Here is a 23,452-nt window from a genome sequence, read left to right as displayed (position 1 = left end):
GCAGCCTGAAGCCGCCTGAAGGGATCTTCAGCTTCGTTTTGGGACCCTTGCGCCATGCGCCTGTTGATCGTGGAGGACGAGAAGCGGCTGGCCCTGTCGCTCGCCAGGGGACTGACCGCCGAGGGCTATGCCGTGGACGTCGTCCACGACGGGCGGGAGGGACTGCACCGGGCGTCCGAGGGCACGTACGACCTCGTCCTCCTCGACATCATGCTGCCCGGCCTCAACGGCTACCGGGTCTGCGCCGCCCTGCGCGCCGCGGGACACGACGTGCCGATCCTCATGCTCACCGCCAAGGACGGCGAGTACGACGAGGCGGAGGGCCTGGACACGGGCGCCGACGACTACCTCACCAAACCCTTCTCGTACGTCGTCCTCGTCGCCCGCGTGAAGGCGCTGCTGCGGCGCCGGGCCCAGGGCGTCGGGGCCTCGCCGGTGCACGTCCACGGTGACCTGAAGGTCGACACCGCCGCCCGCCGGGTGTTTCTCGGCGACAGCGAAGTCGTCCTCACCGCGAAGGAGTTCGCCGTCCTGGAGGAGCTCGTGGTGCGGGCCGGGCAGGTGGTGTCCAAGGCGGAGATCCTGGAGCACGTCTGGGACTTCGCCTACGACGGCGACCCCAACATCGTCGAGGTGTACGTCAGCGCGCTGCGGCGCAAGCTGCGCGCCGGGCTCATCCGGACCGTGCGCGGCGCCGGATACCGGCTGGAGGCCGGGCGATGAGCCGGCTCTTCGGGTCCGTCCGGGCCCGCGCGACCCTCGCCGCCACCCTCGTCGTGGCCGTCGCCCTCGTCGCGGCGGGCACCGCGGTTCTGCTGTCCCTGCGCTCCAACCTGCTCGGCGAGGCGGGCACCCAGGCGGAACGCTCCGCGCGGGAGGTCGCCGCCGAGCTCTCCGTCGGGACGCCGTACGGCGATCTGTCGCTGGACGTGGACGACCGGCCGGTCCAGGTCGTCGACGAGGCCGGCAGGCTGGTCGCCGCCAGCGAGGACCTGGAGCGGATCAGCGGCACCGGCGTCGCCGCGGTGAAGCCGCTGCCGGCCGCCACGGGGGAGCGCGGCGGCGACGACGACGACCGGGGCGACGACGACCGGGGCGGCGACGACGACTCCGGCGAGTCCCTGGAACCCGGCGAGATCGGCGAGCGGACCACCGTCGGCGACGGGTCGGCGACGATCGACGGCGACACGGAGGACTACCGGTTCGCCGCCGTACCCGTGGAGACCCGGGACAAGAGCCGGCTCACCGTCTACGCCGGTGCCCCGCTGTCCGCCGAGCACGGCGCCGTCGACACCGCGCTGACCGTGATGCTGATCGGCTTCCCGGCGCTGCTCGCGGTCGTGGCGTGGGTGACCTGGCTGGTCACCCGGCGGGCGCTGCGCCCGGTGGAGGGCATCCGCCGGGAGATGGCCGCGATCACCGCCAGCGAGGACCTCGCCCGGCGCGTCCCGGTGCCGGGCACCCACGACGAGGTCGCCCGGCTCGCCTCCACGACCAACGAGACGCTGGCCGCGCTGGAGAGCTCGGTGGAGCGGCAGCGGCGGTTCGTCGCCGACGCCTCGCACGAACTGCGCAGTCCGATCGCCTCGCTGCGGACCCAGCTGGAGGTGGCCGCCGCCCATCCCGAGCTGCTCGACCTGGACGGCGCCGTCGAGGACACCGTACGGCTGCAGCGGCTCGCCGCCGACCTGTTGCTGCTGGCCAGGCTGGACGCGGGGGAGCGGCCCGCCGACGCGCGGGTCGACCTCGCCGCGCTGGCGCGTGCGCAGGCGCAGGGCCGGGCCGGGGTGGGCGTGCGGGCCGGGGACGCCGTGGCGGTCGCCGGATCGCGGGGACAGCTGGAGCGGGTGCTGGCCAATCTGCTCGACAACGCCCAGCGGCACGCCCGCTCGGCGGTGGAGGTGTCCGTGCGCCGGGACGGCGACGTGGCGGTGGCCGCGGTGGCCGACGACGGGGAGGGCGTGCCGGCGGCCGACCGGGAGCGGATCTTCGAACGGTTCGTACGGCTCGACGCCGCCCGCAGCCGCGACGACGGCGGGGCCGGTCTCGGGCTCGCCATCGCCCGTGACGTCGCCGTGCGGCACGGCGGCACGCTCACGGTCCGCGACGCGCCGGCAGGCGGCGCCCTGTTCGAGCTCCGCCTGCCGGTCGCCTAGGGCGTGTCGAGGGGGCCGTGCGGGGTCAGGGACGTCCTCGCTGGCCGCGCAGGTGCTCCGCGATGGGCCTGAGCGCCTTGTCGAGCTCCGTCAGGGCCTCGGGGGCCAGCAGGTCGATGAAGTGCCTGCGCACGGACGCCACGTGGTGCGGCGCGACCTTCCGCATGGTCTCCAGGCCGTGCTGGGTGAGGACGGCGTAGAGCCCGCGGCGGTCGGACTCGCAGTTCTCCCGCCGGACCAGGTTCGCGTTCTCCATGCGCGTGATCTGGTGGGAGAGGCGGCTCTTGGACTGCAGGGTGGCGGAGGCGAGGTCGCTCATCCGCATCCGGTCGTCCTCGGACTCGGAGAGGTTCACCAGGATTTCGTAGTCGTTCATTGTCAGGCCGAACGGCTGCAGGTCCTTCTCGAGCTGGTGCGTCAACAGCCTGTTGACCTCCAGGTGGGTGCGCCAGGCACACTGCTCCGTATCGGTCAGCCAGCGGGTGGCCGTCTCGGTCTCCATGAATGAAGTCTACCTAAAAAGTTGAAAGGCGAACTAGTGAGGGGTTTCGTGTGACGGTGAGACGGGTGCGCACGCGTTCGATGTCACACTCCGCAGGTTACCGCTCACAGCCCGAAGCGGCGCTGGAGGTCTCCCAGCTGTCCGGGAAGCCCCGGTACCCCTGACCGGCCCCCCGGCACGCCCTGAGTCCCGCCGCCGGGCACGCCCGCCTGCTGCGGAGTGACCCCCGTGGCCTGCTCCGCCATCAGCGTCTCGCTCGACTGCAGCAGCACCGTCCCCGCCCCGACGAACTCGAACTGGTGCTCCTCCCCGGAGGCACCGCCCAGGCCCGTCATCGCACGTAGACCGCCCAGCAGGCCGGTCATGTACCCGTGGTCGTAGTGATGGCAGGGCGAGGGGCAGTCGGCCCAGCCGACCAGGGCCTGCGGGTCCACCCGGATCGGAGGTTCCATGAACACCACCGGACCGTTCGACGCGGCCACGAACTTTCCGGTTCCGATCAGGGTCAGGAAACCCGGCACGATCGACTGCTTGAGAGCGAGACTTGGCTGAAAAGCGAGCAAGTTGCCCGAGCGAATGGTCAGGTTGCCGTCCTCGAGGTCGTACGAATTCACGTCGAAGGCCCGGTCGGCGAGCAGCATCTTGCCCGTCCCCTCCGCCACGACCCAGTCGCTCGCGTGCAGAGGCGAATGGAAGGACGTGCGCATCAGACGGTCCAGCCGGCCGTGCCCGATCCCGTGGAAATCGATCGTCCCGTAGTAGGCGATCATCTTCCCCTTCTGCAGGAACCACCGGCTCCCGGTGAGCTCCACGCAGAACGTGTACGCGTTGACGTTGTCGTCGGCCGGCAGCGTCGCCGGGTCGTGGTGGACGGTGCTCACAGCTTCTCCTCGGACGCCTGGACGTACACCGCGCCGCTGCCGCTCAGCTCCAGCTGGAACGCCTCGCCGGAGCCGCGCCCCACCATGTCCCGCCAGCCCAGCGCCGTGGACAGCCTGTTGCGGACGTCGCCGTGGTGGGCGACGTAGGCCTGCGGGTCGACGTGCACCGCCCGGTGCGGGGTGACGGGCACCTCGAAGACGCCCCCGTGGGCCATCACCGCCACCGCGCCGTGCCCTCGCAGGGTGGTCGTGAACAGCCCCTGCCCGCTGACCTGCCCGCGCACCATGCCCATCACCCCGCCCTGGGCACCCAGGAACATCGTCCCCTGCTCCAGGGTGCCCTCGAAGGCGAGGAGCCGGTCCGCCTCGACGTACAGCGTGTCGCCGGAGAGACGGATGACCTGCAGGTGGTGGCCGCCGTGCCCGAAGAACACCGTGCCGCTGCCCTCGACGGTCATCAGCGGGGTGTCCTCGTTCGCCACCCGGCGGCCGATCATCGACACGACGCCGCCCCGGCCGCCGGTCAGGTTCGGGGTGAAGGACACGTCCCCCCGGTAGGCGAGCATCGCGCCGCGCTGACTGAACAGCCGCCGCCCCGGCGTCACGGTCGCCCGGACCATCTTGGAGTTCACTTCCTCGAAAGCCATGTCACACGTCCCCCGCGATCGTGTTCCGCTCGCTCGGCTGCACGTACACCAGTCCGTCACCCTCGAAACGGATCTGGAATGCCTCCCCGCCGCCCTCGCCCAGCAGCGTGCGGAAGGTCACACCCGACTGGAAGGACTGCCGCAGGTTCCCCTGGTGCGCGACGTAGGCCCCCGGGTCCACGGTCAGCGGGTACTGCGCGCTCACCCGCAGCACCACCGCCGGACCGTGCGACATGATCGCCGCCTGCCCGTTCCCCTCGACCGTCGTGGTGAACAGTCCGTTGCCCTGCGCGGCGCCGCGGGCCCCCGTGAAACTGGTGCCCGTGCGCAGCCCGGCGTCGGCCGCCAGGAAGTTGCTGGACTCGACGTACAGCGTGTCGCCCCGGAGCCCCACCAGGGTGATCTCCGAGGCCCGGTCCGCGAACCAGCAGGTCCCCTGCCCCCTCACCTCCATCACCGTCATCTGCTCGCCGGTGAGCCGCCGGGTCACCATGCCCCGGATGCCCTCACCGCCGCCGCTCAGCTTCTTGAAGGCCATCTCCCCGTCGTACGCGACCATCGAGCCGTTCTTCGCCTTCACGGCGTCCCCGGTCATGTCGACGGCGAGCACCTTGCTGCCTTGGAGTCGGAACATCGCCACAAATGAGAACGTAGCCGTCAGATGGGCCCGCCGACAGGCCCCACGGGGGGACGGCGACCCCCTCACCCGGACGTGCCGCGGGTTTGCCACAATGGACGGGCGCTTGTGAGTGTGTTCACAAAGCGCCGGCTCGCGATCGATCCCTCCCCCATCCCCTCTCCCACCGAAGGTGACCCGTGGACCTCAAGACCGCCACCGCCCTCCGCCGCCTCCGCCTGGTCTCGGGCCCCGAGGCGATCTCGTTCATCCTGCTGCTCGTCTGCTCGGTCCTGAAGCGGACCACGGACTTCAACGCGGTGCCGGTGATGGGTGCGATCCACGGCATCCTCTTCGTGCTGTACGTCCTCTTCTGGGCGGACGCCTGGAACCGCGCCAAGTGGCCCTTCGGCACGGCCGCCCTCTACTTCGTGCTGTCGGTCCTGCCGACCGGCGGCTTCTTCGCGGAGCGCAAGCTCAAGCGTGAGGCCGAGAACGCGGTCATCGCCTCGCGCGCCCGCCAGGAAGGGGTCGTCAACGCATGATCGTCGCCTTTTCCGTGACGCCGCTGGGCGTCGGCGAGGACGTCGGGGAGTACGTGGCCGACGCGGTCCGGGTGGTCCGCGAGTCCGGGCTGCCGAACCGCACCGACGCGATGTTCACGTCCGTCGAGGGCGAGTGGGACGAGGTCATGGACGTCGTCCGGCGGGCCGTCGCCGCCGTCGAGGCGCGGGCGCCGCGGGTCTCCCTGGTCCTCAAGGCGGACATCCGCCCCGGTGTGACGGACGGCCTCACCTCCAAGGTCGAGACGGTGGAGCGCCACCTCGCCGGATGACGCGGCCGGCGGGCGGTGGTATCGAGGGGCGAGACGGGGCTGACCGGCATGTGACCGGCCGGTAAGGTCTGATGCCGTGCCGAAGCCCCTCAGCCTCTCCTTCGATCCCATCGCCCGCGCCGACGAACTCTGGAAGCAGCGCTGGGGCGGCGTCCCGTCCATGGCCGCGATCACCTCGATCATGCGCGCCCATCAGATCCTGCTGGCCGAGGTCGACGCGGTGGTCAAGCCGTACGGGCTGACCTTCGCGCGCTACGAGGCGCTGGTGCTGCTCACCTTCTCCAAGTCGGGCGAGCTGCCGATGTCCAAGATCGGCGAACGGCTCATGGTGCACCCGACCTCCGTGACGAACACCGTCGACCGCCTGGTCAGGTCGGGCCTGGTCGACAAGCGCCCCAACCCCAACGACGGCCGCGGCACGCTCGCCAGCATCACCGACAAGGGCCGCGAGGTCGTCGAGTCGGCCACCCGCGACCTGATGGCCATGGACTTCGGCCTCGGCGCGTACGACGCCGAGGAGTGCGGCGAGATCTTCGCGATGCTGAGGCCCCTGCGGGTGGCGGCGGGGGACTTCGAGGAGGAGTGAGCGCGTCGGCGGGCCCGCCGGAAGATCGCCCGAAACGTGTGGTTACGCTCGTGGCATGAAAAAGAGCGTGCTGACCCGCTACCGCGTCATGGCGTACGTCACCGGTGTCCTGCTGATCGCCCTGTGCCTGGGCATGATCGCCAAGTACGCCCTGGAGATGGACGGCGCCGCCGACTTCACCCGGGTCGTCAGCATCGCCCACGGCTGGCTGTACGTCATCTACCTCGTCTTCGCCTTCGACCTGGGCTCCAAGGCGAAGTGGCCGGTCAAGAAGCAGCTCTGGGTGCTGCTCGCGGGGACCGTCCCGACGGCCGCCTTCTTCGTGGAGCGGAAGATCAGCCGGGAGCTGGAGGCCAAGGTCGCCCGGCCCGCACCGGCACCCGCCAAGGCCTGACCCCGCCGCCGTACGGACACCCGTACGGCGGTACCCCATCGACATTTACTTGGACGTCCTAGTAAATTCGAAGGTATGGACGCTGACGCCATAGAAGAAGGCCGCCGTCGGTGGCAGGCTCGGTACGACGCCGCGCGCAAGCGTGACGCGGACTTCACCACGCTCTCCGGCGATCCCGTGGAGCCGGTGTACGGGCCCCGGGACGGGGACCGGTACGAGGGGTTCGAGCGGATCGGGTGGCCGGGGGAGTACCCCTTCACCCGGGGGCTGTATCCCACCGGCTACCGCGGGCGGACGTGGACCATCCGGCAGTTCGCCGGGTTCGGGAACGCCGAGCAGACCAACGAGCGGTACAAGATGATCCTCCGCAACGGCGGAGGAGGGCTCTCCGTCGCCTTCGACATGCCGACGCTGATGGGCCGCGACTCCGACGACCCGCGCTCACTGGGCGAGGTCGGGCACTGCGGGGTCGCCATCGACTCGGCCGCCGACATGGAGGTGCTGTTCAAGGACATCCCGCTCGGCGACGTGACGACCTCCATGACGATCAGCGGGCCCGCCGTGCCCGTGTTCTGCATGTACCTCGTCGCCGCCGAGCGGCAGGGTGTCGACGCGTCCGTGCTCAACGGCACGCTCCAGACGGACATCTTCAAGGAGTACATCGCCCAGAAGGAGTGGCTCTTCCAGCCCGAGCCGCACCTGCGGCTCATCGGCGACCTGATGGAGTACTGCGCGGCCGGCATCCCCGCCTACAAGCCGCTCTCCGTCTCCGGGTACCACATCCGCGAGGCCGGGGCGACGGCCGCGCAGGAGCTGGCGTACACGCTGGCGGACGGTTTCGGGTACGTCGAGCTGGGGCTCAGCCGGGGGCTGGACGTCGACGTCTTCGCGCCCGGGCTGTCCTTCTTCTTCGACGCGCACGTCGACTTCTTCGAGGAGATCGCCAAGTTCCGCGCGGCCCGGCGCATCTGGGCGCGCTGGATGCGGGACGTCTACGGCGCGAAGAGCGAGAAGGCGCAGTGGCTGCGGTTCCACACCCAGACCGCCGGGGTCTCGCTGACCGCCCAGCAGCCGTACAACAACGTCGTCCGCACCGCCGTGGAGGCGCTGGCCGCCGTGCTCGGCGGGACCAACTCCCTGCACACCAACGCCCTGGACGAGACCCTCGCCCTGCCCAGCGAGCAGGCCGCCGAGATCGCCCTGCGCACCCAGCAGGTGCTGATGGAGGAGACCGGCGTCGCCAACGTCGCCGACCCGCTGGGCGGTTCCTGGTTCGTCGAGCAGCTCACGGACCGGATCGAGGCGGACGCGGAGAAGATCTTCGAGCAGATCAAGGAGCGCGGGCTGCGCGCCCACCCGGACGGGCAGCACCCCATCGGGCCGATCACCTCCGGCATCCTGCGCGGCATCGAGGACGGCTGGTTCACCGGCGAGATCGCCGAGTCGGCCTTCCGCTACCAGCAGGCGCTGGAGAAGGACGACAAGAAGGTCGTCGGCGTCAACGTCCACACCGGCTCCGTCACCGGTGACCTGGAGATCCTGCGGGTCAGCCACGAGGTCGAGCGCGAGCAGGTGCGGGTGCTGGGTGAGCGCAAGACAGCCCGGGACGACGCGGCCGTGCGTTCCGCGCTGGACGCGATGCTTGCCGCGGCGCGGTCCGGCGGGAACATGATCGAGCCGATGCTGGACGCGGTGCGGGCGGAGGCGACGCTCGGGGAGATCTGCGGGGTGCTGCGGGACGAGTGGGGGGTGTACACGGAGCCGGCGGGGTTCTAGGCGCCGCTTCGCCGGTGCGGGCGTCACCAGGGGGCTCCGCCCCCTGGACCCTCGGCCCGTGCCCACCCGCCGGAGGTGGGGTCAAGCGGTGGGGCCGGGCGGTTGAGCGGCCAGGCCCCTCAGCAGCACCTGGGTGAAGCCCCGTACCCAGTCACCGTCGGCCGGTTCCGCGCTGACCAGGGTGCGGTGGACCACCGCGCCCGCCACCACGTCGAAGATGAGGTCCGCCGTGCGGGCGGCCTCGGCCGGGTCGGTCTCGGCGGGCAGCTCGCCGCGCGCCTGGGCACGGGCCCTGCCCTCCAGCACCAGACGCTTCTGCCGGTCGACGATGGAGGCGCGGATGCGTTCGCGCAGCGCGTCGTCACGCGTGGACTCGGCCACCACCGCCATCAGCCCGCTCTTGGCCTCCGGCCGGGCCAGGATCGCCGCGAACTGCAGCACCACTCCCTCGATGTCCGCGGCCAGGCAGCCGAGGTCGGGCAGTTCGAGTTCGTCGAAGAGCTCCGCGACCGCGTCCACGACCAGTTCGTTCTTGCCCGCCCAGCGGCGGTAGAGGGTCGTCTTGGCAACCCCGGCCCGCGTCGCCACGTCTCCCAGGGTGAGCTTCGACCAGCCGAGGTCCACCAGGGCCGCCCGCGTCGCGGCCAGGATCGCGGTGTCCGCCGCGGCACTGCGCGGGCGCCCGGCACGGCCGGCGGGGGTGCTGCTCTGCATGTCCCGACCATAACCGGCGCGTTTGTGCCGGCCGGCCGTGAGGGAGATCACCGGGGCGGGGTGTTCCGACGGCCCGTCATGGCATTACGCTACGACTCGTAGCGAAAGCACGGGTGCGCCCGTGCCCGAGCGACGACCACGGGCGCAGGGTGGGGACCCGGCGCCGGACAACTCGTGCCGACGGCACACATCAGGGCGGGCTTTCACGCCGTTTTTCACACACGCGCGCAGGACAGGGGAGGATAGACCCATGCAGCCACGGAACATGTCCATGAGCGGGGTCGTCGACCTCGCCGCGGTGAAGGCGGCCCAGGAGGCCAAGGCCAAGGCGGAGCAGGCGCGCGCCGAGGCCGCCCGGCACGGCGGAGCGGGGGGCGTCTCCCCGGCCGATCTCGTCATCGACGTCGACGAGGCCCGCTTCGAGAGCGACGTCCTGCAGCGTTCCACCGAGGTCCCGGTCGTCATCGACTTCTGGGCCGAGTGGTGCGAGCCCTGCAAGCAGTTGAGCCCCGTCCTGGAGCGGCTCGCCGTCGAGTACAACGGGCGCTTCCTCCTCGCCAAGATCGACGTCGACGCCAACCAGATGCTGATGCAGCAGTTCGGCGTCCAGGGCATCCCGGCCGTGTTCGCGGTCGTGGCCGGACAGGCGCTGCCGCTCTTCCAGGGCGCCGCCGGTGAGGCGCAGATCCGTCAGACCCTGGACCAGCTGGTGCAGGTCGCCGAGCAGCGCTTCGGTCTGACCGGCCTCGTCGTCGACCCGGAGGCGGAGCCGGGAGCGGAGCGGGCCGCCGCCCCCGAGCGTCCGGCCGGACCGCACGACGCGGCACTGGAGGCCGCCGTGCAGGCGCTGGACGCCGGTGACCTGGCCGGTGCCGTCCGCGCGTACAAGAACGTGCTCAGCGACGACCCGGGCAACACGGAGGCCAAACTGGGCCTCGCCCAGGCCGAGTTGCTCCAGCGCGTGCAGGACGCCGACCCGCAGCGGGTCCGTCAGGACGCGGCCGACAAGCCGGACGACGCGCAGGCGCAGATCGCCGCCGCCGACCTGGATCTGGTGGGCGGGCACGTCGAGGACGCCTTCGGCCGGCTCATCGACACGGTGCGCCGCACGGCCGGGGACGACCGGGATGCCGTACGGATGCGGCTGCTGGAGCTGTTCGAGGTGGTCGGCGCCGACGATCCGCGGGTGACCGCGGCGCGCAGGGCGCTCGCCCGCGCCCTGTTCTAGAGGGCGTTCCGGGGCCCGTTCGCCGGGCGGTCGCCGACCGTCCGGCCGGGTGATGCCCGAGTGAGAGAACTGCCGACGAGGCGTCAATGCGGCCGCGCTTTACCAAATCTTGGCAATCGCGGCCGCTGTTACTGCTAGTAAGTCACGGGCGTCGTTCTGTCGGATTCTGTCCAGCGATCAACAGTTTTGTTCTGCTCTCATGGCACACCCAGCGTCGCCGTCCGGGGCCGGTGTGTCGTCCTGCGGTTATCCGGCCGTTACTAGTGAGTAACGAACCCCCTTGTGTCGGCGGCGAGAATGCACCACGATCGGCGACGCTCGGTCCATTCCCGTACCCCGAAAGCCAATCGGGTCGCGGGGGTTCCTGGGTCCCCACCGAGCAGAGCCGGCGGCAGTGGGCCGGCTCTTGGGCAGGGGGGTCTTCACCCACTCGGTGAAGCCTGTCCAGCAGGGTTGTGCGTGATGCGTGTCAGGCGCGACCAGTGGTTGTCGCTCGGGGGTGATCGCCGGTGATTCGGGCGCGTTGTACGTGCCGCCGAGCGCGGGCGCTCTCCTTCCCGAGGACGTAGCACTTCTCCCATCCCTGCCAGGCCGAGCCACCGATCCGGGGGCGGGCCGAGGCCAGGAGATGTACGTCCGAGAAGGAGGAAATATGGAGTCCCAGGTGCGTGGCGGGACCAGATGGAAGCGGTTCGCTGTGGTGATGGTGCCCAGCGTGGCCGCCACGGCTGCGATAGGCGTCGCGCTCGCGCAGGGCGCTCTCGCCGCATCGTTCAGTGTCTCCGGCCAGTCGTTCAAGGTGACGGCGGACCAGCTCGACGGTACGGGCTTCGTCCAGTACGGGGCGATCGACTCGGGTTACACGCTGGACGGACAGAAGACGGCTCACCCCGTCGCCGTCTCGGCGTTCAAGTCCGCGTCCATCAAGGGCATGTGCCAGTCCGTGGTCACCCCGGACATCCCGCTGATCGGTTCGGTCAGCCTCATGCTCAAGGCGGGCGGTGGCAGTACACCGGTCGAGGCCGAGAACCTGTACATCGACGTCGAGCAGCTCGAGGCCGATGCCACCTTCCGCGGCATCGACATCGGTGTGGCCGCCAAGGACGCCACCAAGGGTCCCGGCATCAAGAAGGGCGACACCGCGAACCCGTACGGGTTCTCGCAGCAGGCCGACTCGGCCACGCTGAAGAACGTGAAGCAGACGGCGTGGGCGACCACCGCCGGAACCTTCAAGCTCAGCGGTCTGAAGATGTCGCTGTCCAAGGGTGTCAAGGAGTGCTACTAAGCACTCGCTGACGGGCGGGGGAGCCGATGGCGCCCCCGCCCGTCCACTCTCCGGCCGGGCCTTCGCGCACGGCCCACATCTCCACCACAGCAAAGCCGTACCAGGGAGCTGTTTTCCATGAGCGCCGAGACTCCTGCCGCCACCGGCCAGTTCACCCGCCGGAGGCTGCAGTTCCGTGCCTGGAGAGGCGCGCGGCCGTTCTGGGCCGGTCTGTTCGTCGCCCTCGGCGGACTCCCCATCGCCTACTTCCCGTACGCGAACCTCCAGATCGGTCACCTGACGCTGGCGATGGCCACCACCGCGGGCGCCGGGTCCCTGATCATCGGCGTGCTGCTGGTCGTCCTGGGCGTCAGCCTGTGGTTCCAGAAGCACGTCCGGGTCTTCGCGGGCGTGGCGGCGATCCTGCTGGCGCTGGTGTCCATCCCCGTGTCCAACCTCGGTGGTTTCCTCATCGGTTTCCTGCTCGCGCTGGTCGGCGGAGCGATGGCCGTGTCGTGGGTACCGGGTCAGCCGCCGCAGGCCGAGCCGCCGGTGGAGGGCAAGGGAACGGGCGACGCGCCCGAGGGCGTGGTCCCCGGCATCCCGGTGCCCGACGCCACGGTGCCGCAGCCGCGGGACGGTGTGGAAGAGCCGAACGATCTGTCAGGAACGAGCCCGGCCAACGGGGCGAACGGGAGGCACAGTGCCGGCTGACGAGGTGACCCGCGGGACTGACGCGGAGGCGTCCCGTGTGAGAACCGGGCCGCGCCACGCGGCACCCAGGAAACCGTTGTTCACCAGGTTCCACATGCCGGCCGGGAAGGCGATAGCCCTGGCGGCGATGCCCACGGCGGTCCTCATGGGGATGGGGTTCACGCCGACGCTGGCCCTCGCCGACGGCAACGACGCGGCGCCGTCGTCGAACAGCCTGACGGCCGACGAGTACAAGGACTGCGTGGCGGCCCTCGAGGGCGCCGAGAAGGGCTCCTCGGAGTCCCCCACGCCGTCGCCCTCGGCGACGGACGGGGCGGACGACGAGAAGGCCGACGACAACAACAAGGCCGACGACAAGGGCGACGCGACGGAACCGGAGCCCTCGGCCACCGGTGACGCGGACCCGGACAGCGGCAAGGGCGCCGACCAGGGCGCCGGTTCGACCTCTTCGCCGGATTCAGGTTCCGACGACAAGGCCGAGCCCGCACCCTCCGCGTCCCCCGCGGCGCAGAGCCAGGAGAAGGCGTCCGGCACCGAGACCCCGTCGCCCTCGCCGTCCGAGAGCGAGAACGGCGGCGTGCTGAAGGACCTCGGCGACGCCATCGGGGGCATCCTCACCGGCGGCAAGGCCGAGGAGAGCCCGAGCCCCGCACCCAGCCCCTCGGCGTCCGCGAGCGCCGGCGAGGGTGCCGGTGAGAGCGCCTCGAAGGACGCCACCGACACCGTGGAGGACACGGTCGAGAAGGCCACCGACACGGCGACGGACACCGCGAAGGACGCCACCGACGCGGCGTCCGGGGCGGCCGAGGACGCCGGGAAGACGGTGGACGAGTCCGTCGACGAGGCGACGGAGGCCGCCGAGGACGCCACCGCCTCGCCCAGCCCCGACGCCTCCGAGAGCGCCGGCACGGACGTGGACGACTGCCCGGTCGCCACGGACGCGGAGGGCGGCGTCGACAACAAGGTGCCGCTGCCGGACGACCCCTGGTACCTCAACGCCAGCTCGCTGCTGCTCAAGGGCGCCTCGTACAAGGGGGTCGTGGAGGTCAGGACGGCCAACGGCGCCACCAAGAAGGTGCTGAAGTACGTCATCTCGAACGGCACCGACATCGGCGACCTGCACCAGACGGTGAAGGACGAGCAGTCCGGCAAGACCTACCACGTGCAGGCGGCCCAGGGCTCGACGTCCACGATCCGCGACGGCGAGACCGTGATGTACACGGAGAGCATCTCGGGCAACCTGCTCGGGCTGATCCCGATCACCTTCGATCCGCAGAACCCGCCGCCGCTGGACATCCCGCTGATCTACTTCACCAAGGTGACGGTCGTCCAGGCCGGCCAGTTCGGCGGGACCCTGCACATCCCCGGGCTGCACCAGTACACGACCTGAGCGCACCACAGGCCCGTTCCGGGAGCCGCGAAGAGCGAGGGCGCCCCCTGACCACAGGGGGCGCCCTCGTCGTGTGCCGCGGGCGGCGTCAGGCGCGGCGCGACTCGCCGAGGTGGTGCACACGGACCATGTTGGTGGTGCCGGGCACGCCGGGGGGCGAACCGGCGGTGATCACGACGATGTCACCGTCGTTGAAGCGGCTGAGCTTCACCATCTCCTGGTCCACCAGCTCGACCATCTCGTCCGTGCTGTTGACGAACGGCACCACGTACGGCTCCACGCCCCAGCTGAGCGCGAGCTGGTTGCGGGTGGACTCGTCGGTGGTGAAGGCGAGGATCGGCTGGGCCGCGCGGTAGCGGGACAGGCGGCGCGCGGTGTCGCCGGACTGGGTGAAGGCCACCAGGCCCTTGCCGCCGAGGAAGTCGGCGATCTCGGCGGCGGCACGGGCCACCGAACCACCCTGCGTGCGCGGCTTCTTGCCCGGCACCAGCGGCTGGAGGCCCTTGGAGAGCAGCTCCTGCTCGGCCGCGGTGACGATCTTCGACATCGTCTTCACGGTCTCGATCGGGTACGCGCCCACGGACGACTCCGCCGACAGCATGACCGCGTCCGCGCCGTCCAGGATCGCGTTGGCCACGTCGGAGGCCTCGGCGCGGGTCGGCCGGGAGTTGGTGATCATCGACTCCATCATCTGGGTCGCCACGATCACCGGCTTGGCGTTGCGCCGGCACAGCTCGATCAGGCGCTTCTGCACCATGGGGACCTTCTCGAGCGGGTACTCGACGGCCAGGTCGCCACGGGCCACCATGACGGCGTCGAACGCCATCACGACGTCCTCCATGTTGTCCACCGCCTGCGGCTTCTCCACCTTGGCGATGACGGGGACCCGGCGGCCCTCCTCGTCCATCACACGGTGGACGTCGGCCACGTCCTTGGCGTCCCGGACGAAGGACAGCGCGACCATGTCGCAGCCCATGCGCAGCGCGAAGCGGAGGTCCTCGACGTCCTTCTCGGACAGCGCGGGCACGTTCACCGCGGCGCCGGGCAGGTTGATGCCCTTGTGGTCGGAGATGACACCGCCCTCGATGACGATCGTCCGCACCCGAGGGCCGTCGACCTCGGTGACCTTCAGCTCGACGTTGCCGTCGTTGATGAGCACCTGGTCGCCCTTGGACACGTCGCCGGGCAGGCCCTTGTACGTCGTGCCGCAGATCGTCCGGTCGCCCGGCACGTCCTCGGTGGTGATGGTGAACTCGTCACCGCGCACCAGCTCGACGGGGCCCTCGGCGAAGGTCTCCAGGCGGATCTTGGGGCCCTGCAGGTCGGCGAGGACACCGATGGCCCTGCCGGTCTCCTTGGCGGCGGCCCGGACACGGTCGTAACGCCCCTGGTGCTCGGCGTGAGTTCCGTGGCTGAAGTTGAAGCGGGCCACGTTCATGCCGGCTTCGATCAGCGCGACGAGCTGCTCGTGGGAGTCGACCGCGGGGCCGAGAGTACAGACGATTTTCGAACGGCGCATGGGGCGATCCTATCGGTTTGTTTCGCTGCGGAATATTCCGTCTGGCGGAAAATACAAAAGGGCGGGATGCCGCTCAGGTGAGATTCCCTGAACCAATTACCAGCGCGTAGGTTTGTGTCGCGATCTCCATTTCCTCGTCGGTCGGCACCACGGCCACCGCCACCCGCGCGGACGCGGGCGAGATCAGCCGCGCCGCGTCGCCGCGCACGGCGTTCAGGTCCGCGTCGACCGCCAGGCCCAGTCCCTCCAGGCCCGCCACGGCAGCTTCCCGCACCGGCGCCGCGTTCTCCCCGACCCCGGCCGTGAAGGCGACCGCGTCCACCCGTCCGAGAACGGCGTAATAGGCGCCGATGTACTTCTTCAGCCGGTGAATGTAGATGTCGAAGGCGAGCCGCGCCCGCTCGTCGCCCTCGTCCACCCGGCGGCGGATCTCCCGCATGTCGTTGTCGCCGCACAGGCCGAACAGACCGCTCCTCTTGTTGAGGAAAGTGTCGATCTCGTCCGTGGACATTCCGCCAACGCGCTCCAAATGGAAGATGACCGCCGGGTCCAGGTCTCCCGACCGCGTACCCATCACCAGTCCCTCCAAGGGCGTCAGTCCCATGGAGGTGTCCACGCACCGGCCGCCCTCGACCGCCGACGCCGAGGCGCCGTTGCCGAGGTGCAGCACGATGACGTTGACCTCCGACGGGTCCTTGCCCAGCAGCCGGGCCGTCTCGCGGGAGACGTACGCGTGCGAGGTGCCGTGGAAGCCGTAGCGGCGGATGCGGTACCGGTCGGCGATCTTCGGGTCGATCGCGTAGCGCGCCGCGGACTCCGGCATCGTGGTGTGGAACGCCGTGTCGAAGACGGCCACCTGGGGCAGGTCGGGGCGGAGCGCCTGCGCGGTGCGGATGCCGGTGAGGTTGGCCGGGTTGTGCAGCGGTGCCACCGGGATCAGCCGCTCGATCTCGGTGAGCACGGAGTCGTCGACGAGGGTGGGCTCGGTGAAGAACATGCCCCCGTGCACGACCCGGTGCCCGATCGCGGCCAGCTCCGGGGACTCCAGGCCCAGACCGTCCCGGCTCAGTTCCGCGGCGACCGCCTTCAGGGCGGCCTCGTGGTCGGCGATGGGGCCGTTCTGCTCGCGGGTGCCGCCGTCGGCCACGTGGGTGTGCTTGAGCCGGGAGGTCTGCTCGCCGATCCGCTCGACGAGGCCCACCGCCAGCCGGCTGTTGTCGCGCATGTCGAGCAGCTGGTACTTCACCGACGAGGAGCCGGAGTTGAGGACGAGGACGCGGGTGCCACTCACAGGTCGGACGCCTTCTCACTGGGGGACTGCTGGGCCTGGATCGCCGTGATGGCGACGGTGTTGACGATGTCCTGGACGAGCGCGCCCCGGGACAGGTCGTTGACCGGCTTGCGCAGGCCCTGGAGGACCGGGCCGACGGCGATGGCGCCGGCCGAGCGCTGCACGGCCTTGTACGTGTTGTTGCCGGTGTTCAGGTCGGGGAAGATCAGCACGCTGGCCTGCCCGGCGACCTCGGAGCCGGGCAGCTTGGTCGCGGCGACCGACGGTTCGACGGCCGCGTCGTACTGGATCGGTCCCTCGACCCGCAGGTCGGGGCGGCGCGAGCGGACCAGCCCGGTCGCCTCGCGCACCTTGTCGACGTCCGCGCCGGAACCGGACGTGCCGGTCGAGTACGACAGCATCGCGATCCGCGGATCCACGCCGAACTGCGCCGCCGTGGACGCCGACTGCGTCGCGATGTCGGCGAGCTGCTCGGCGTTCGGGTCCGGGTTCACCGCGCAGTCGCCGTAGACGAGGACCTTGTCGGCCAGGCACATGAAGAAGACGGAGGAGACGATCGACGCCTCCGGCTTGGTCTTGATGATCTCGAAGGCCGGGCGGATGGTCGCCGCCGTCGAGTGCACCGACCCCGACACCATGCCGTCGGCCAGCTCCTCCTGCACCATCAGCGTGCCGAAGTAGTTGACGTCGGAGACGACGTCGTACGCCAGCTCCACGGTGACGCCCTTGTGGGCGCGCAGGGCCGCGTACTTCTCGGCGAAGGAGTCGCGCAGCTCGGACACCGCCGGGTCGATCAGCTGGGCGGCGCCGAGGTCGATGCCGAGGTCGGCGGCCTTCTTGCGGATCTGCTCGACCGGCCCGAGCAGCGTCAGCTCGCACACGCCCCGGCGCAGCAGCACCTCCGCCGCGTGCAGCACCCGCTCCTCGGTGCCCTCGGGCAGGACGACCCTGCGCAGGTCGGAGCGGGCCTGTTCGAGCAGCTTGTGCTCGAACATCATCGGGGTGACGCGGTCGCTGCTCGGCGCGGAGACCCGCTTGTTGAGGTCGGCGGTGTCGACGTACCGCTCGAAGAGGCCGAGGGCGGTCTCCGCCTTGCGCGGGGTGGCCGCGTTCAGCTTGCCCTCCAGGGAGAACAGCTGCTCGGCGGTGGGGAAGCTGTTGCCGGTCACCGAGAGCACCGGCGTGCCCGGGGCGAGCCGGGCGGCGAGGGTGAGGATGCTGTCGCCCGGCACCTCGTTCAGGGTCAGCAGCAGGCCGGCTATCGGCGGGGTGCCGGCGCTGTGCGCGGCCAGGGTGCCGATCACCAGGTCGGCCCGGTCGCCGGGGGTGATCACCAGGCAGCCGGGGGTCAGCGCGCCCAGCAGGTTGGGCAGCATGGCCCCGCCGAAGACGAAGTCCAGCGCGTCGCGGGCGAGGCCCGAGTCGTCCCCGAGGATCACCTCGGCGCCGAGGGAGTGCGCGATCTGGGAGACGGTCGGCGCCGACAGCGCGGGCTCGTCGGGGACCACCCAGCAGGGCACCGGCAGCCGGTTCGCGAGCCGCTCGGCGATCTCGTCCCGGTCCTCGCGGGCGACCCGGTTGGTCACCATGGCGAGGACGTCGCAGCCCAGCCCGTCGTAGGCGCGGAAGGCGTTGACCGTCTCGGCGAGCACCGACTCGGCGGTCTGCTTGCGGCCGCCCACGACCGGGAGCACCGAGGCGCCGAACTCGTTGGCGAGCCGCGCGTTCAGCGACAGCTCGTCCGGGAGCTGGGTGCCGGCGAAGTCGGTGCCGAGGACGAGGACGACGTCGTAGTCGCGGGCGACCAGGTGGAACCGGTCGACCAGCGCGGACACCAGCTCGTCCGTGCCCTGTTCGGCCTGGAGCGCGGACGCCTCCTGGTAGTCGAGGCCGTAGACCGTCGCGGGATCCTGCGAGAGCCGGTAGCGGGCGCGCAGCAGCTCGAAGAGCCGGTCCGGCCCGTCGTGGACCAGGGGACGGAAGACGCCGACCCGGTCGACCTGCCGGGTCAGGAGCTCCATGACCCCCAGCTCGACGACCTGGCGGCCGTCGCCGCGGTCGATACCGGTCACGTACACGCTGCGCGTCACGCGTGCTCTCCGTTTCGTCTGGTGGCTGTCCTGATGGCGGCTGTCCGGCGGCGGCTGTCCCCATGCACAAAAATCGCCCACCGGGGTGAGCAGAACCCTCTTGACAATACCTCTCCCAATAGATAAGGCGCCCGTCAGTGAGCGGCGCTCGAGGGCCGCTATGGTGCCGACCGTACGGAAGCGGCATCCCCCTGGGGGACGTGAAAGAATCGGACATGGCTCACCGGTGTCCACAGCGAGCAGGAGACACAGCACGATGCGTATCGGAGTTCTCACCGCAGGCGGCGACTGCCCCGGCCTGAACGCAGTGATCCGGTCGGTCGTGCACCGAGCGGTCGACAACTACGGCGACGAGGTCATCGGCTTCGAGGACGGCTACGCGGGCCTCCTGGACGGCCGTTACCGCGCCCTCGACCTGAACGCGGTCAGCGGCATCCTGGCGCGCGGCGGCACCATCCTCGGCTCCTCCCGGCTGGAGCGCGACCGGCTCCGCGAGGCCTGCGAGAACGCGGGCGACATGATCCAGAACTTCGGCATCGACGCGCTGATCCCGATCGGCGGCGAGGGCACGCTGACGGCGGCCCGGATGCTGTCCGACGCCGGTCTGCCGGTGGTGGGCGTGCCCAAGACGATCGACAACGACATCTCCTCCACCGACCGCACCTTCGGCTTCGACACGGCGGTCGGCGTGGCGACGGAGGCGATGGACCGCCTCAAGACCACCGCCGAGTCCCACCAGCGCGTGATGGTCGTCGAGGTCATGGGCCGGCACGCCGGCTGGATCGCCCTGGAGTCCGGCATGGCCGCCGGCGCCCACGGCATCTGCCTGCCCGAGCGGCCCTTCGACCCCGCCGACCTGGTCAAGATGGTCGAGGAGCGGTTCGCCCGCGGCAAGAAGTTCGCCGTCGTCTGCGTCGCCGAGGGCGCCCACCCCGTCGACGGCTCCATGGACTACGGCAAGGGCGCGATCGACAAGTTCGGCCACGAGCGCTTCCAGGGCATCGGCACGGCACTGGCGTACGAGCTGGAGCGCCGGCTCGGCAAGGAGGCCAAGCCGGTCATCCTCGGTCACGTCCAGCGCGGCGGCGTGCCGACCGCCTACGACAGGGTGCTCGCCACCCGCTTCGGCTGGCACGCCGTCGAGGCCGCGCACCGGGGCGAGTTCGGCCGGATGACCGCGCTGCGCGGCACGGACGTCGTCATGGTGCCCCTGGCCGAGGCCGTCACCGAGCTGAAGACGGTGCCGAAGGACCGCATGGACGAGGCCGAGTCGGTCTTCTGACCGGGGAGGGGCCCGGCCCCGGCCGCCGGGCCCCGCATCCGGTCACAGCCGTTCCTCCGCCACCGCGGCGGTGAAGCGCGCCGCCAGCGCCTCGACGGCGGCCCGCAGTTCCTCCCCGCCGTCGACGCGGAAGGCGAACGGCATCCGCGCCAGCCACTCCTGCGCGTACATGTCCGGGTTGCGGGTGCTGCCGACCAGCACGCACCCGTTCCCCGCGGGCTCGAGCCTCCCCATGGGCGGCCGGATCCACGGAGCCACCTCGCCCGGCGGGGCGTCGAACACCACGCGGGTGGCGAACTCCCAGCCGAGGCCCAGGTTCTCCTCCAGCACTGCCACCGGATCCAGGTCCTCGGGCGGCTCGAAACCGTGCCCGGTCTGCCGGACCGCGCGGATCCGGTCGACCCGGTAGGTGCGGACGGCGTCGGCGCGCAGGGAGCGGCACAGCAGATACCAGCGCCCGTGGCGGACGACGAGGGACCACGGCTCCACCTCGGCCTCCCACTCGTTGCCGGCCTCGCTGCGGTACGTGACCAGCACGCGGCGCCGGGCGGCGACGGCGTCCACGAGGTCGCTGGTGACGGCCGGATCCGGGCGGACCGCGTACGGATCGGGCGCGGCCGACGCGTACTCCCGCAGCAGTGCCGCCTGCCGGCCGACGCTCTCCGGCAGCGCCTTGACCACCTTGCCCAGGGCGGCGCCGACCAGGTCGTCGGCGTCGGCCGCGGCCGGCTGGTCGCCGAGCACGGCCATCACCAGGCCCAGCGCCTCGGCCTGCGTGAAGTGCACCGGGGCCGGCCGCGTGCCGCGCCCCAGCCGGTACCCGCCGTGCGGCCCCCGGGCCGACTGCACGGGGATGCCCGCCTCCCTGAGGATCCCGACGTACCGCCGCGCGGCCCGCTCCGTGACGCCCAGCCGCGCGGCGAGGTCACCGGCCGTCGTTCCGGGGCGGGCCTGGAGGATCTCCAGGGTGCGCAGCGCTCGCGCGGTGGGGCTGAGGTCGTTCGGCACGGGAGCAGGCTAGTCCGGCCGGCGGCTCGATGGTCGCCGGACGAACCGGCAGTGGATCGTCCGGATCTCCTCCTACGGTGAAACCCGCTGCGGGGAAGTCCCCGCGGAAGGGGTCTCGTCGGGCGATCCCTGCGTCAGGCGATCTCTGCTCCGAAGAACCCTGAGAAAGGGGAACCGACCATGGACATCCTGCTCGTCGGCGGCCTGTGGCTGGACGGGTCCGTGTGGGACCGCGTCGCGTCCGCGCTCGAACCGCTCGGCCACCGCCCCGTGCCGCTCACCCTCCCCGGCCAGGGCGACGGCGCCGCGTCCGCGACGCTCGACGACCAGCTCGCGGCGGTGCTCGCCGCGGTGGACGCGGCGCCCGGCAGATGCCTGGTGGTGGGCCACTCCGCCGCCTGCACCCTGGCCTGGCTGGCCGCCGACCGGCGGCCGGAGCGGGTGGCCGGGGTCGCCCTCGTCGGCGGCTTCCCGACCGGGGACGGACAGCCGTACGCCGACTTCTTCGAGGTGCGCGACGGTGTCATGCCCTTCCCCGGCTGGGACCCGTTCGACGGGCCGGACGCCGCCGACCTCGACGCCGAGGCCAGGCGGGAGTTCGCGGCCGCCGCGATCCCCGTGCCCGAGGGCGTGGCCCGGGGCGTGGTGCGGCTCGCGGACGAGCGGCGGTTCGAGGTCCCGGTCGTGGTCGTGTGCCCCGAATTCACCCCGGCACAGGCGCGGGAGTGGATCGCCGCCGGCGACGCCCCGGAACTCGCCCGGGCCGAGCACGTCGGCTTCGCCGACATCGACTCGGGCCACTGGCCCATGATCACCAGGCCCGCCGATTTCGCCCGGATCCTGGCCGCCGCCGCCGACGCGGTCCGACCGGTCGCGTCTCATTCGGTGTGCTTGCGGACCACCGTCCAGAAGTGCTCCACGATCCGCTCGAGGTAGTCGCGGCCGGCCGCGCTCGAGTCGCCGCTGCCGCCGCCCCAGCTGAGGGTGGCGACCATGTGCCCCTGGTAGTCCTGGTGCAGTTCCTGGAGCACGTCCTCCAGGATCCGCCGGTCCAGCGGAGCGATCTTGGCGACCTGGCGGACGTACCCCTGCCAGCGGGTGTTCACCGCGCTGCGCAGCAGGTCGGCGAGTTTCCCGTCGCGCCCCGTGACGGTCACGAAGTCGGGCAGTTCGAGGCCGAGCACGTCGGCGAGCGCGGACGACTGGCGGTCGGTGCCGCGCCAGTCCTCCTTCTCCTCCATCTTCAGATAGGCGTCCAGACCGAGCCCGACGGCACGCGCGACGTCCTCCGGTGCGAGCCCGCGGGCGATGCGGTGCTCGCGCAGGGTCTGCGGGCGGCCGATGAGCTCACCGGGCGAGCACCACAGCACGCCCGCGAGGGCCGTGAGCTCGGAAGGCCCGGGGGAGGTGAGCCCCCGCTCCCAGGCGACGACGAGGTCCGGGGTGACGTACGGCAGCCCGTACGACACCCGCATGCCGTGGGCGACGTGCTCGGGCCCCATGCCGAGGGCGGCACGGAGGCGGCGGGCGGCAAGGGCGTTGAACGGGGGACCCGACTGGTTCGGGTGAGGTGAGGGTCGGCGCACGGGCCACACCGTAGGGGCCCCCGGCCGACTTGACTACGGGCTGTTCACCCAGCGATACGGATTGTGCGAACCTACGGGCGCGTACGGCCGCCGCCCCGCTCACCCCCTGGCCGCCCCGCCTCACCCCTTGACCGCCCCGCCCAGCGCGAAGCCGCCGCCGAGCCGCCGGGAGATCAGCACGTACAGCAGGATCACCGGCGTCGAGTAGACGATGGAGAACGCCGCGAGCTGTCCGTACGCCACCATGCCCCGGTTGCCGAAGAAGTCGTTGATGCTCACCGACGCCGGCATCTGGTCCGGCGTGAGCAGCAGCATGAAGGGGACGAAGAAGTTCCCCCACATCATCACGAACGAGAACACCGTCACCACCGCCACCCCCGGACCCATCAGCGGCAGCACGATCCGCAGCAGCGACTGGAACGGGGACGCGCCGTCCGTCCACGCCGCCTCCTCCAGCTCCTTGGGCACGCCGTCCATGAAGTTCTTCATCAGCCAGATGGCGAACGGCAGTTGGGACGCGGCGAAGAAGAAGATGGTGCCCTGGAGGGTGTCGATCAGGTTCACCCGTACGAACAGGGCGTAGACCGGCACCATGATCGCCGTGATGGGCAGGCTGGTCGCGAACAGGACGGTCAGCAGGAACGGCCGGTTCAGCCGGGAACGGAACCGGGACAGCGGGTACGCCGCGAGCGCCGCGCACACCACCGTGAGCAGGGTCGCGCCGCCGCACAGCACCAGACTGTTGAGCAGCGGGGTGAAGGTGATGTCGTCGGTGAGGATCGCGTCGAAGTTGTCCAGGGTGAGGCCGTCGGGAGCCTTCACCCGCAGGCTCGCGTGCGGGTCCAGGGCGGACAGCACCACCCACGCCAGCGGCAGCACGAAGGCGGCGGCGGCCACCAGCAGTCCGGCGTCGGCGGCCAGGCGCCGTCTCGTGCGACGGGAGGCGGGTGTGCGCGTCGTGCGGGCCATGGGC

24 protein-coding genes are annotated in these 23,452 nt (G+C 71.1%); 13 read left to right on the top strand and 11 right to left on the bottom strand.

What is annotated here, in order from left to right; genetic code table 11:
• The first annotated feature begins 54 nt into the window (after window positions 1–54).
• Complete coding sequence (locus tag ACIRG6_RS09625; protein ID WP_364682026.1) at window positions 55–723, top strand: response regulator transcription factor; 669 nt, start codon at window positions 55–57, stop codon at window positions 721–723.
• A complete protein-coding gene (locus ACIRG6_RS09620; protein ID WP_403321893.1) occupies window positions 720–2,156 on the top strand; it encodes an ATP-binding protein in 1,437 nt (478 codons plus the stop codon). The genes ACIRG6_RS09625 and ACIRG6_RS09620 overlap by 4 nt, the downstream gene beginning before the upstream one ends.
• A gap of 25 nt (window positions 2,157–2,181) precedes the next feature.
• On the opposite strand, the gene ACIRG6_RS09615 is transcribed toward ACIRG6_RS09620, so the two are convergent.
• The 4 genes from ACIRG6_RS09615 to ACIRG6_RS09600 form a co-directional block, all read right to left on the bottom strand.
• Window positions 2,182–2,658 (bottom strand): MarR family winged helix-turn-helix transcriptional regulator, encoded by a 477-nt coding sequence (locus ACIRG6_RS09615; RefSeq protein ID WP_364682022.1) that lies wholly within the window; start codon window positions 2,656–2,658, stop codon window positions 2,182–2,184.
• Window positions 2,659–2,762: 104 nt separating this feature from the next.
• A complete protein-coding gene (locus tag ACIRG6_RS09610) occupies window positions 2,763–3,539 on the bottom strand; it encodes an AIM24 family protein (RefSeq protein ID WP_318214471.1) in 777 nt (258 codons plus the stop codon).
• A complete protein-coding gene (locus ACIRG6_RS09605; RefSeq protein WP_403321888.1) occupies window positions 3,536–4,186 on the bottom strand; it encodes an AIM24 family protein in 651 nt (216 codons plus the stop codon). Before ACIRG6_RS09605 ends, ACIRG6_RS09610 begins: the two co-directional genes overlap by 4 nt.
• Window position 4,187: 1 nt before the next feature.
• The gene (locus ACIRG6_RS09600) at window positions 4,188–4,820 is read right to left on the bottom strand and encodes an AIM24 family protein (RefSeq protein ID WP_364682018.1); all 633 of its coding nucleotides are present in this window, start codon (window positions 4,818–4,820) and stop codon (window positions 4,188–4,190) included.
• Window positions 4,821–5,002: 182 nt separating this feature from the next.
• On the opposite strand from ACIRG6_RS09600, the gene ACIRG6_RS09595 reads away from it, so the two are divergent.
• The 5 genes from ACIRG6_RS09595 (at window position 5,003) to ACIRG6_RS09575 (ending at window position 8,393) form a co-directional block, all read left to right on the top strand.
• On the top strand, window positions 5,003–5,347 hold the full coding sequence (locus ACIRG6_RS09595) for a DUF3817 domain-containing protein (RefSeq protein WP_318214474.1): 345 nt from the start codon (window positions 5,003–5,005) through the stop codon (window positions 5,345–5,347).
• A complete protein-coding gene (locus ACIRG6_RS09590) occupies window positions 5,344–5,637 on the top strand; it encodes an MTH1187 family thiamine-binding protein (protein WP_030187368.1) in 294 nt (97 codons plus the stop codon). Before ACIRG6_RS09595 ends, ACIRG6_RS09590 begins: the two co-directional genes overlap by 4 nt.
• Before the next feature lie 76 nt (window positions 5,638–5,713).
• Window positions 5,714–6,223: a MarR family winged helix-turn-helix transcriptional regulator gene (locus ACIRG6_RS09585; RefSeq protein WP_239762881.1), complete on the top strand. Its 510-nt coding sequence runs from the start codon at window positions 5,714–5,716 to the stop codon at window positions 6,221–6,223.
• Window positions 6,224–6,278: 55 nt separating this feature from the next.
• The gene (locus tag ACIRG6_RS09580) at window positions 6,279–6,617 is read left to right on the top strand and encodes a DUF3817 domain-containing protein (protein ID WP_364682015.1); all 339 of its coding nucleotides are present in this window, start codon (window positions 6,279–6,281) and stop codon (window positions 6,615–6,617) included.
• 75 nt (window positions 6,618–6,692) lie between these two features.
• Entirely contained in the window at window positions 6,693–8,393 is a 1,701-nt protein-coding gene (locus ACIRG6_RS09575) for an acyl-CoA mutase large subunit family protein (protein ID WP_318214476.1), read from the top strand.
• Between the two features lie 81 nt (window positions 8,394–8,474).
• On the opposite strand, the gene ACIRG6_RS09570 is transcribed toward ACIRG6_RS09575, so the two are convergent.
• Window positions 8,475–9,107: a TetR/AcrR family transcriptional regulator gene (locus tag ACIRG6_RS09570; protein ID WP_364682013.1), complete on the bottom strand. Its 633-nt coding sequence runs from the start codon at window positions 9,105–9,107 to the stop codon at window positions 8,475–8,477.
• 250 nt (window positions 9,108–9,357) lie between these two features.
• Between ACIRG6_RS09570 and ACIRG6_RS09565 the strand changes: the two genes are divergently transcribed.
• The 4 genes from ACIRG6_RS09565 to ACIRG6_RS09550 all read left to right on the top strand — a co-directional run bounded on the left by ACIRG6_RS09565 (window position 9,358) and on the right by ACIRG6_RS09550 (window position 13,703).
• Complete coding sequence (locus ACIRG6_RS09565; protein WP_225634880.1) at window positions 9,358–10,335, top strand: tetratricopeptide repeat protein; 978 nt, start codon at window positions 9,358–9,360, stop codon at window positions 10,333–10,335.
• A 652-nt stretch (window positions 10,336–10,987) separates the two neighbouring features.
• A complete protein-coding gene (locus tag ACIRG6_RS09560; protein ID WP_351134517.1) occupies window positions 10,988–11,620 on the top strand; it encodes a DUF6230 family protein in 633 nt (210 codons plus the stop codon).
• 117 nt (window positions 11,621–11,737) lie between these two features.
• Complete coding sequence (locus ACIRG6_RS09555) at window positions 11,738–12,313, top strand: DUF6114 domain-containing protein (RefSeq protein ID WP_189228593.1); 576 nt, start codon at window positions 11,738–11,740, stop codon at window positions 12,311–12,313.
• On the top strand, window positions 12,303–13,703 hold the full coding sequence (locus tag ACIRG6_RS09550; RefSeq protein WP_403321881.1) for an MSCRAMM family adhesin: 1,401 nt from the start codon (window positions 12,303–12,305) through the stop codon (window positions 13,701–13,703). The genes ACIRG6_RS09555 and ACIRG6_RS09550 overlap by 11 nt, the downstream gene beginning before the upstream one ends.
• 88 nt (window positions 13,704–13,791) lie before the next feature.
• Here ACIRG6_RS09550 and pyk read toward each other — a convergent pair whose 3' ends face one another.
• The 3 genes from pyk to pta all read right to left on the bottom strand — a co-directional run bounded on the left by pyk (window position 13,792) and on the right by pta (window position 18,603).
• The gene (pyk, locus tag ACIRG6_RS09545; RefSeq protein WP_364682008.1) at window positions 13,792–15,222 is read right to left on the bottom strand and encodes a pyruvate kinase; all 1,431 of its coding nucleotides are present in this window, start codon (window positions 15,220–15,222) and stop codon (window positions 13,792–13,794) included.
• A gap of 73 nt (window positions 15,223–15,295) precedes the next feature.
• The gene (locus ACIRG6_RS09540) at window positions 15,296–16,513 is read right to left on the bottom strand and encodes an acetate kinase (protein ID WP_364682006.1); all 1,218 of its coding nucleotides are present in this window, start codon (window positions 16,511–16,513) and stop codon (window positions 15,296–15,298) included.
• The gene (gene pta, locus ACIRG6_RS09535) at window positions 16,510–18,603 is read right to left on the bottom strand and encodes a phosphate acetyltransferase (RefSeq protein ID WP_403321877.1); all 2,094 of its coding nucleotides are present in this window, start codon (window positions 18,601–18,603) and stop codon (window positions 16,510–16,512) included. The genes ACIRG6_RS09540 and pta overlap by 4 nt, the downstream gene beginning before the upstream one ends.
• A gap of 256 nt (window positions 18,604–18,859) precedes the next feature.
• Between pta and ACIRG6_RS09530 the strand changes: the two genes are divergently transcribed.
• Window positions 18,860–19,885 carry an ATP-dependent 6-phosphofructokinase gene (locus ACIRG6_RS09530; protein WP_189228588.1) on the top strand — a complete coding sequence of 342 codons (1,026 nt, stop codon included), beginning with the start codon at window positions 18,860–18,862 and terminating at the stop codon, window positions 19,883–19,885.
• A gap of 42 nt (window positions 19,886–19,927) precedes the next feature.
• Here ACIRG6_RS09530 and ACIRG6_RS09525 read toward each other — a convergent pair whose 3' ends face one another.
• Window positions 19,928–20,893 carry a helix-turn-helix transcriptional regulator gene (locus tag ACIRG6_RS09525; RefSeq protein WP_403321873.1) on the bottom strand — a complete coding sequence of 322 codons (966 nt, stop codon included), beginning with the start codon at window positions 20,891–20,893 and terminating at the stop codon, window positions 19,928–19,930.
• A gap of 180 nt (window positions 20,894–21,073) precedes the next feature.
• On the opposite strand from ACIRG6_RS09525, the gene ACIRG6_RS09520 reads away from it, so the two are divergent.
• The gene (locus tag ACIRG6_RS09520) at window positions 21,074–21,829 is read left to right on the top strand and encodes an alpha/beta fold hydrolase (protein WP_364682001.1); all 756 of its coding nucleotides are present in this window, start codon (window positions 21,074–21,076) and stop codon (window positions 21,827–21,829) included.
• Here the strand turns inward: ACIRG6_RS09520 and ACIRG6_RS09515 are convergent.
• Window positions 21,772–22,488, bottom strand: a complete 717-nt coding sequence (locus ACIRG6_RS09515) for a helix-turn-helix domain-containing protein (RefSeq protein WP_403321869.1) — start codon at window positions 22,486–22,488, stop codon at window positions 21,772–21,774. The genes ACIRG6_RS09520 and ACIRG6_RS09515 overlap by 58 nt on opposite strands.
• A gap of 111 nt (window positions 22,489–22,599) precedes the next feature.
• Window positions 22,600–23,448 (bottom strand): carbohydrate ABC transporter permease, encoded by an 849-nt coding sequence (locus ACIRG6_RS09510; protein WP_364820393.1) that lies wholly within the window; start codon window positions 23,446–23,448, stop codon window positions 22,600–22,602.
• Between the last annotated feature and the right edge of the window lie 4 nt (window positions 23,449–23,452).

It is taken from the genome of Streptomyces flaveolus, assembly GCF_044765825.1.
Lineage (GTDB): Bacteria > Actinomycetota > Actinomycetes > Streptomycetales > Streptomycetaceae > Streptomyces > Streptomyces flaveolus.
This window is presented reverse-complemented; position numbering and strand designations above follow the sequence as displayed.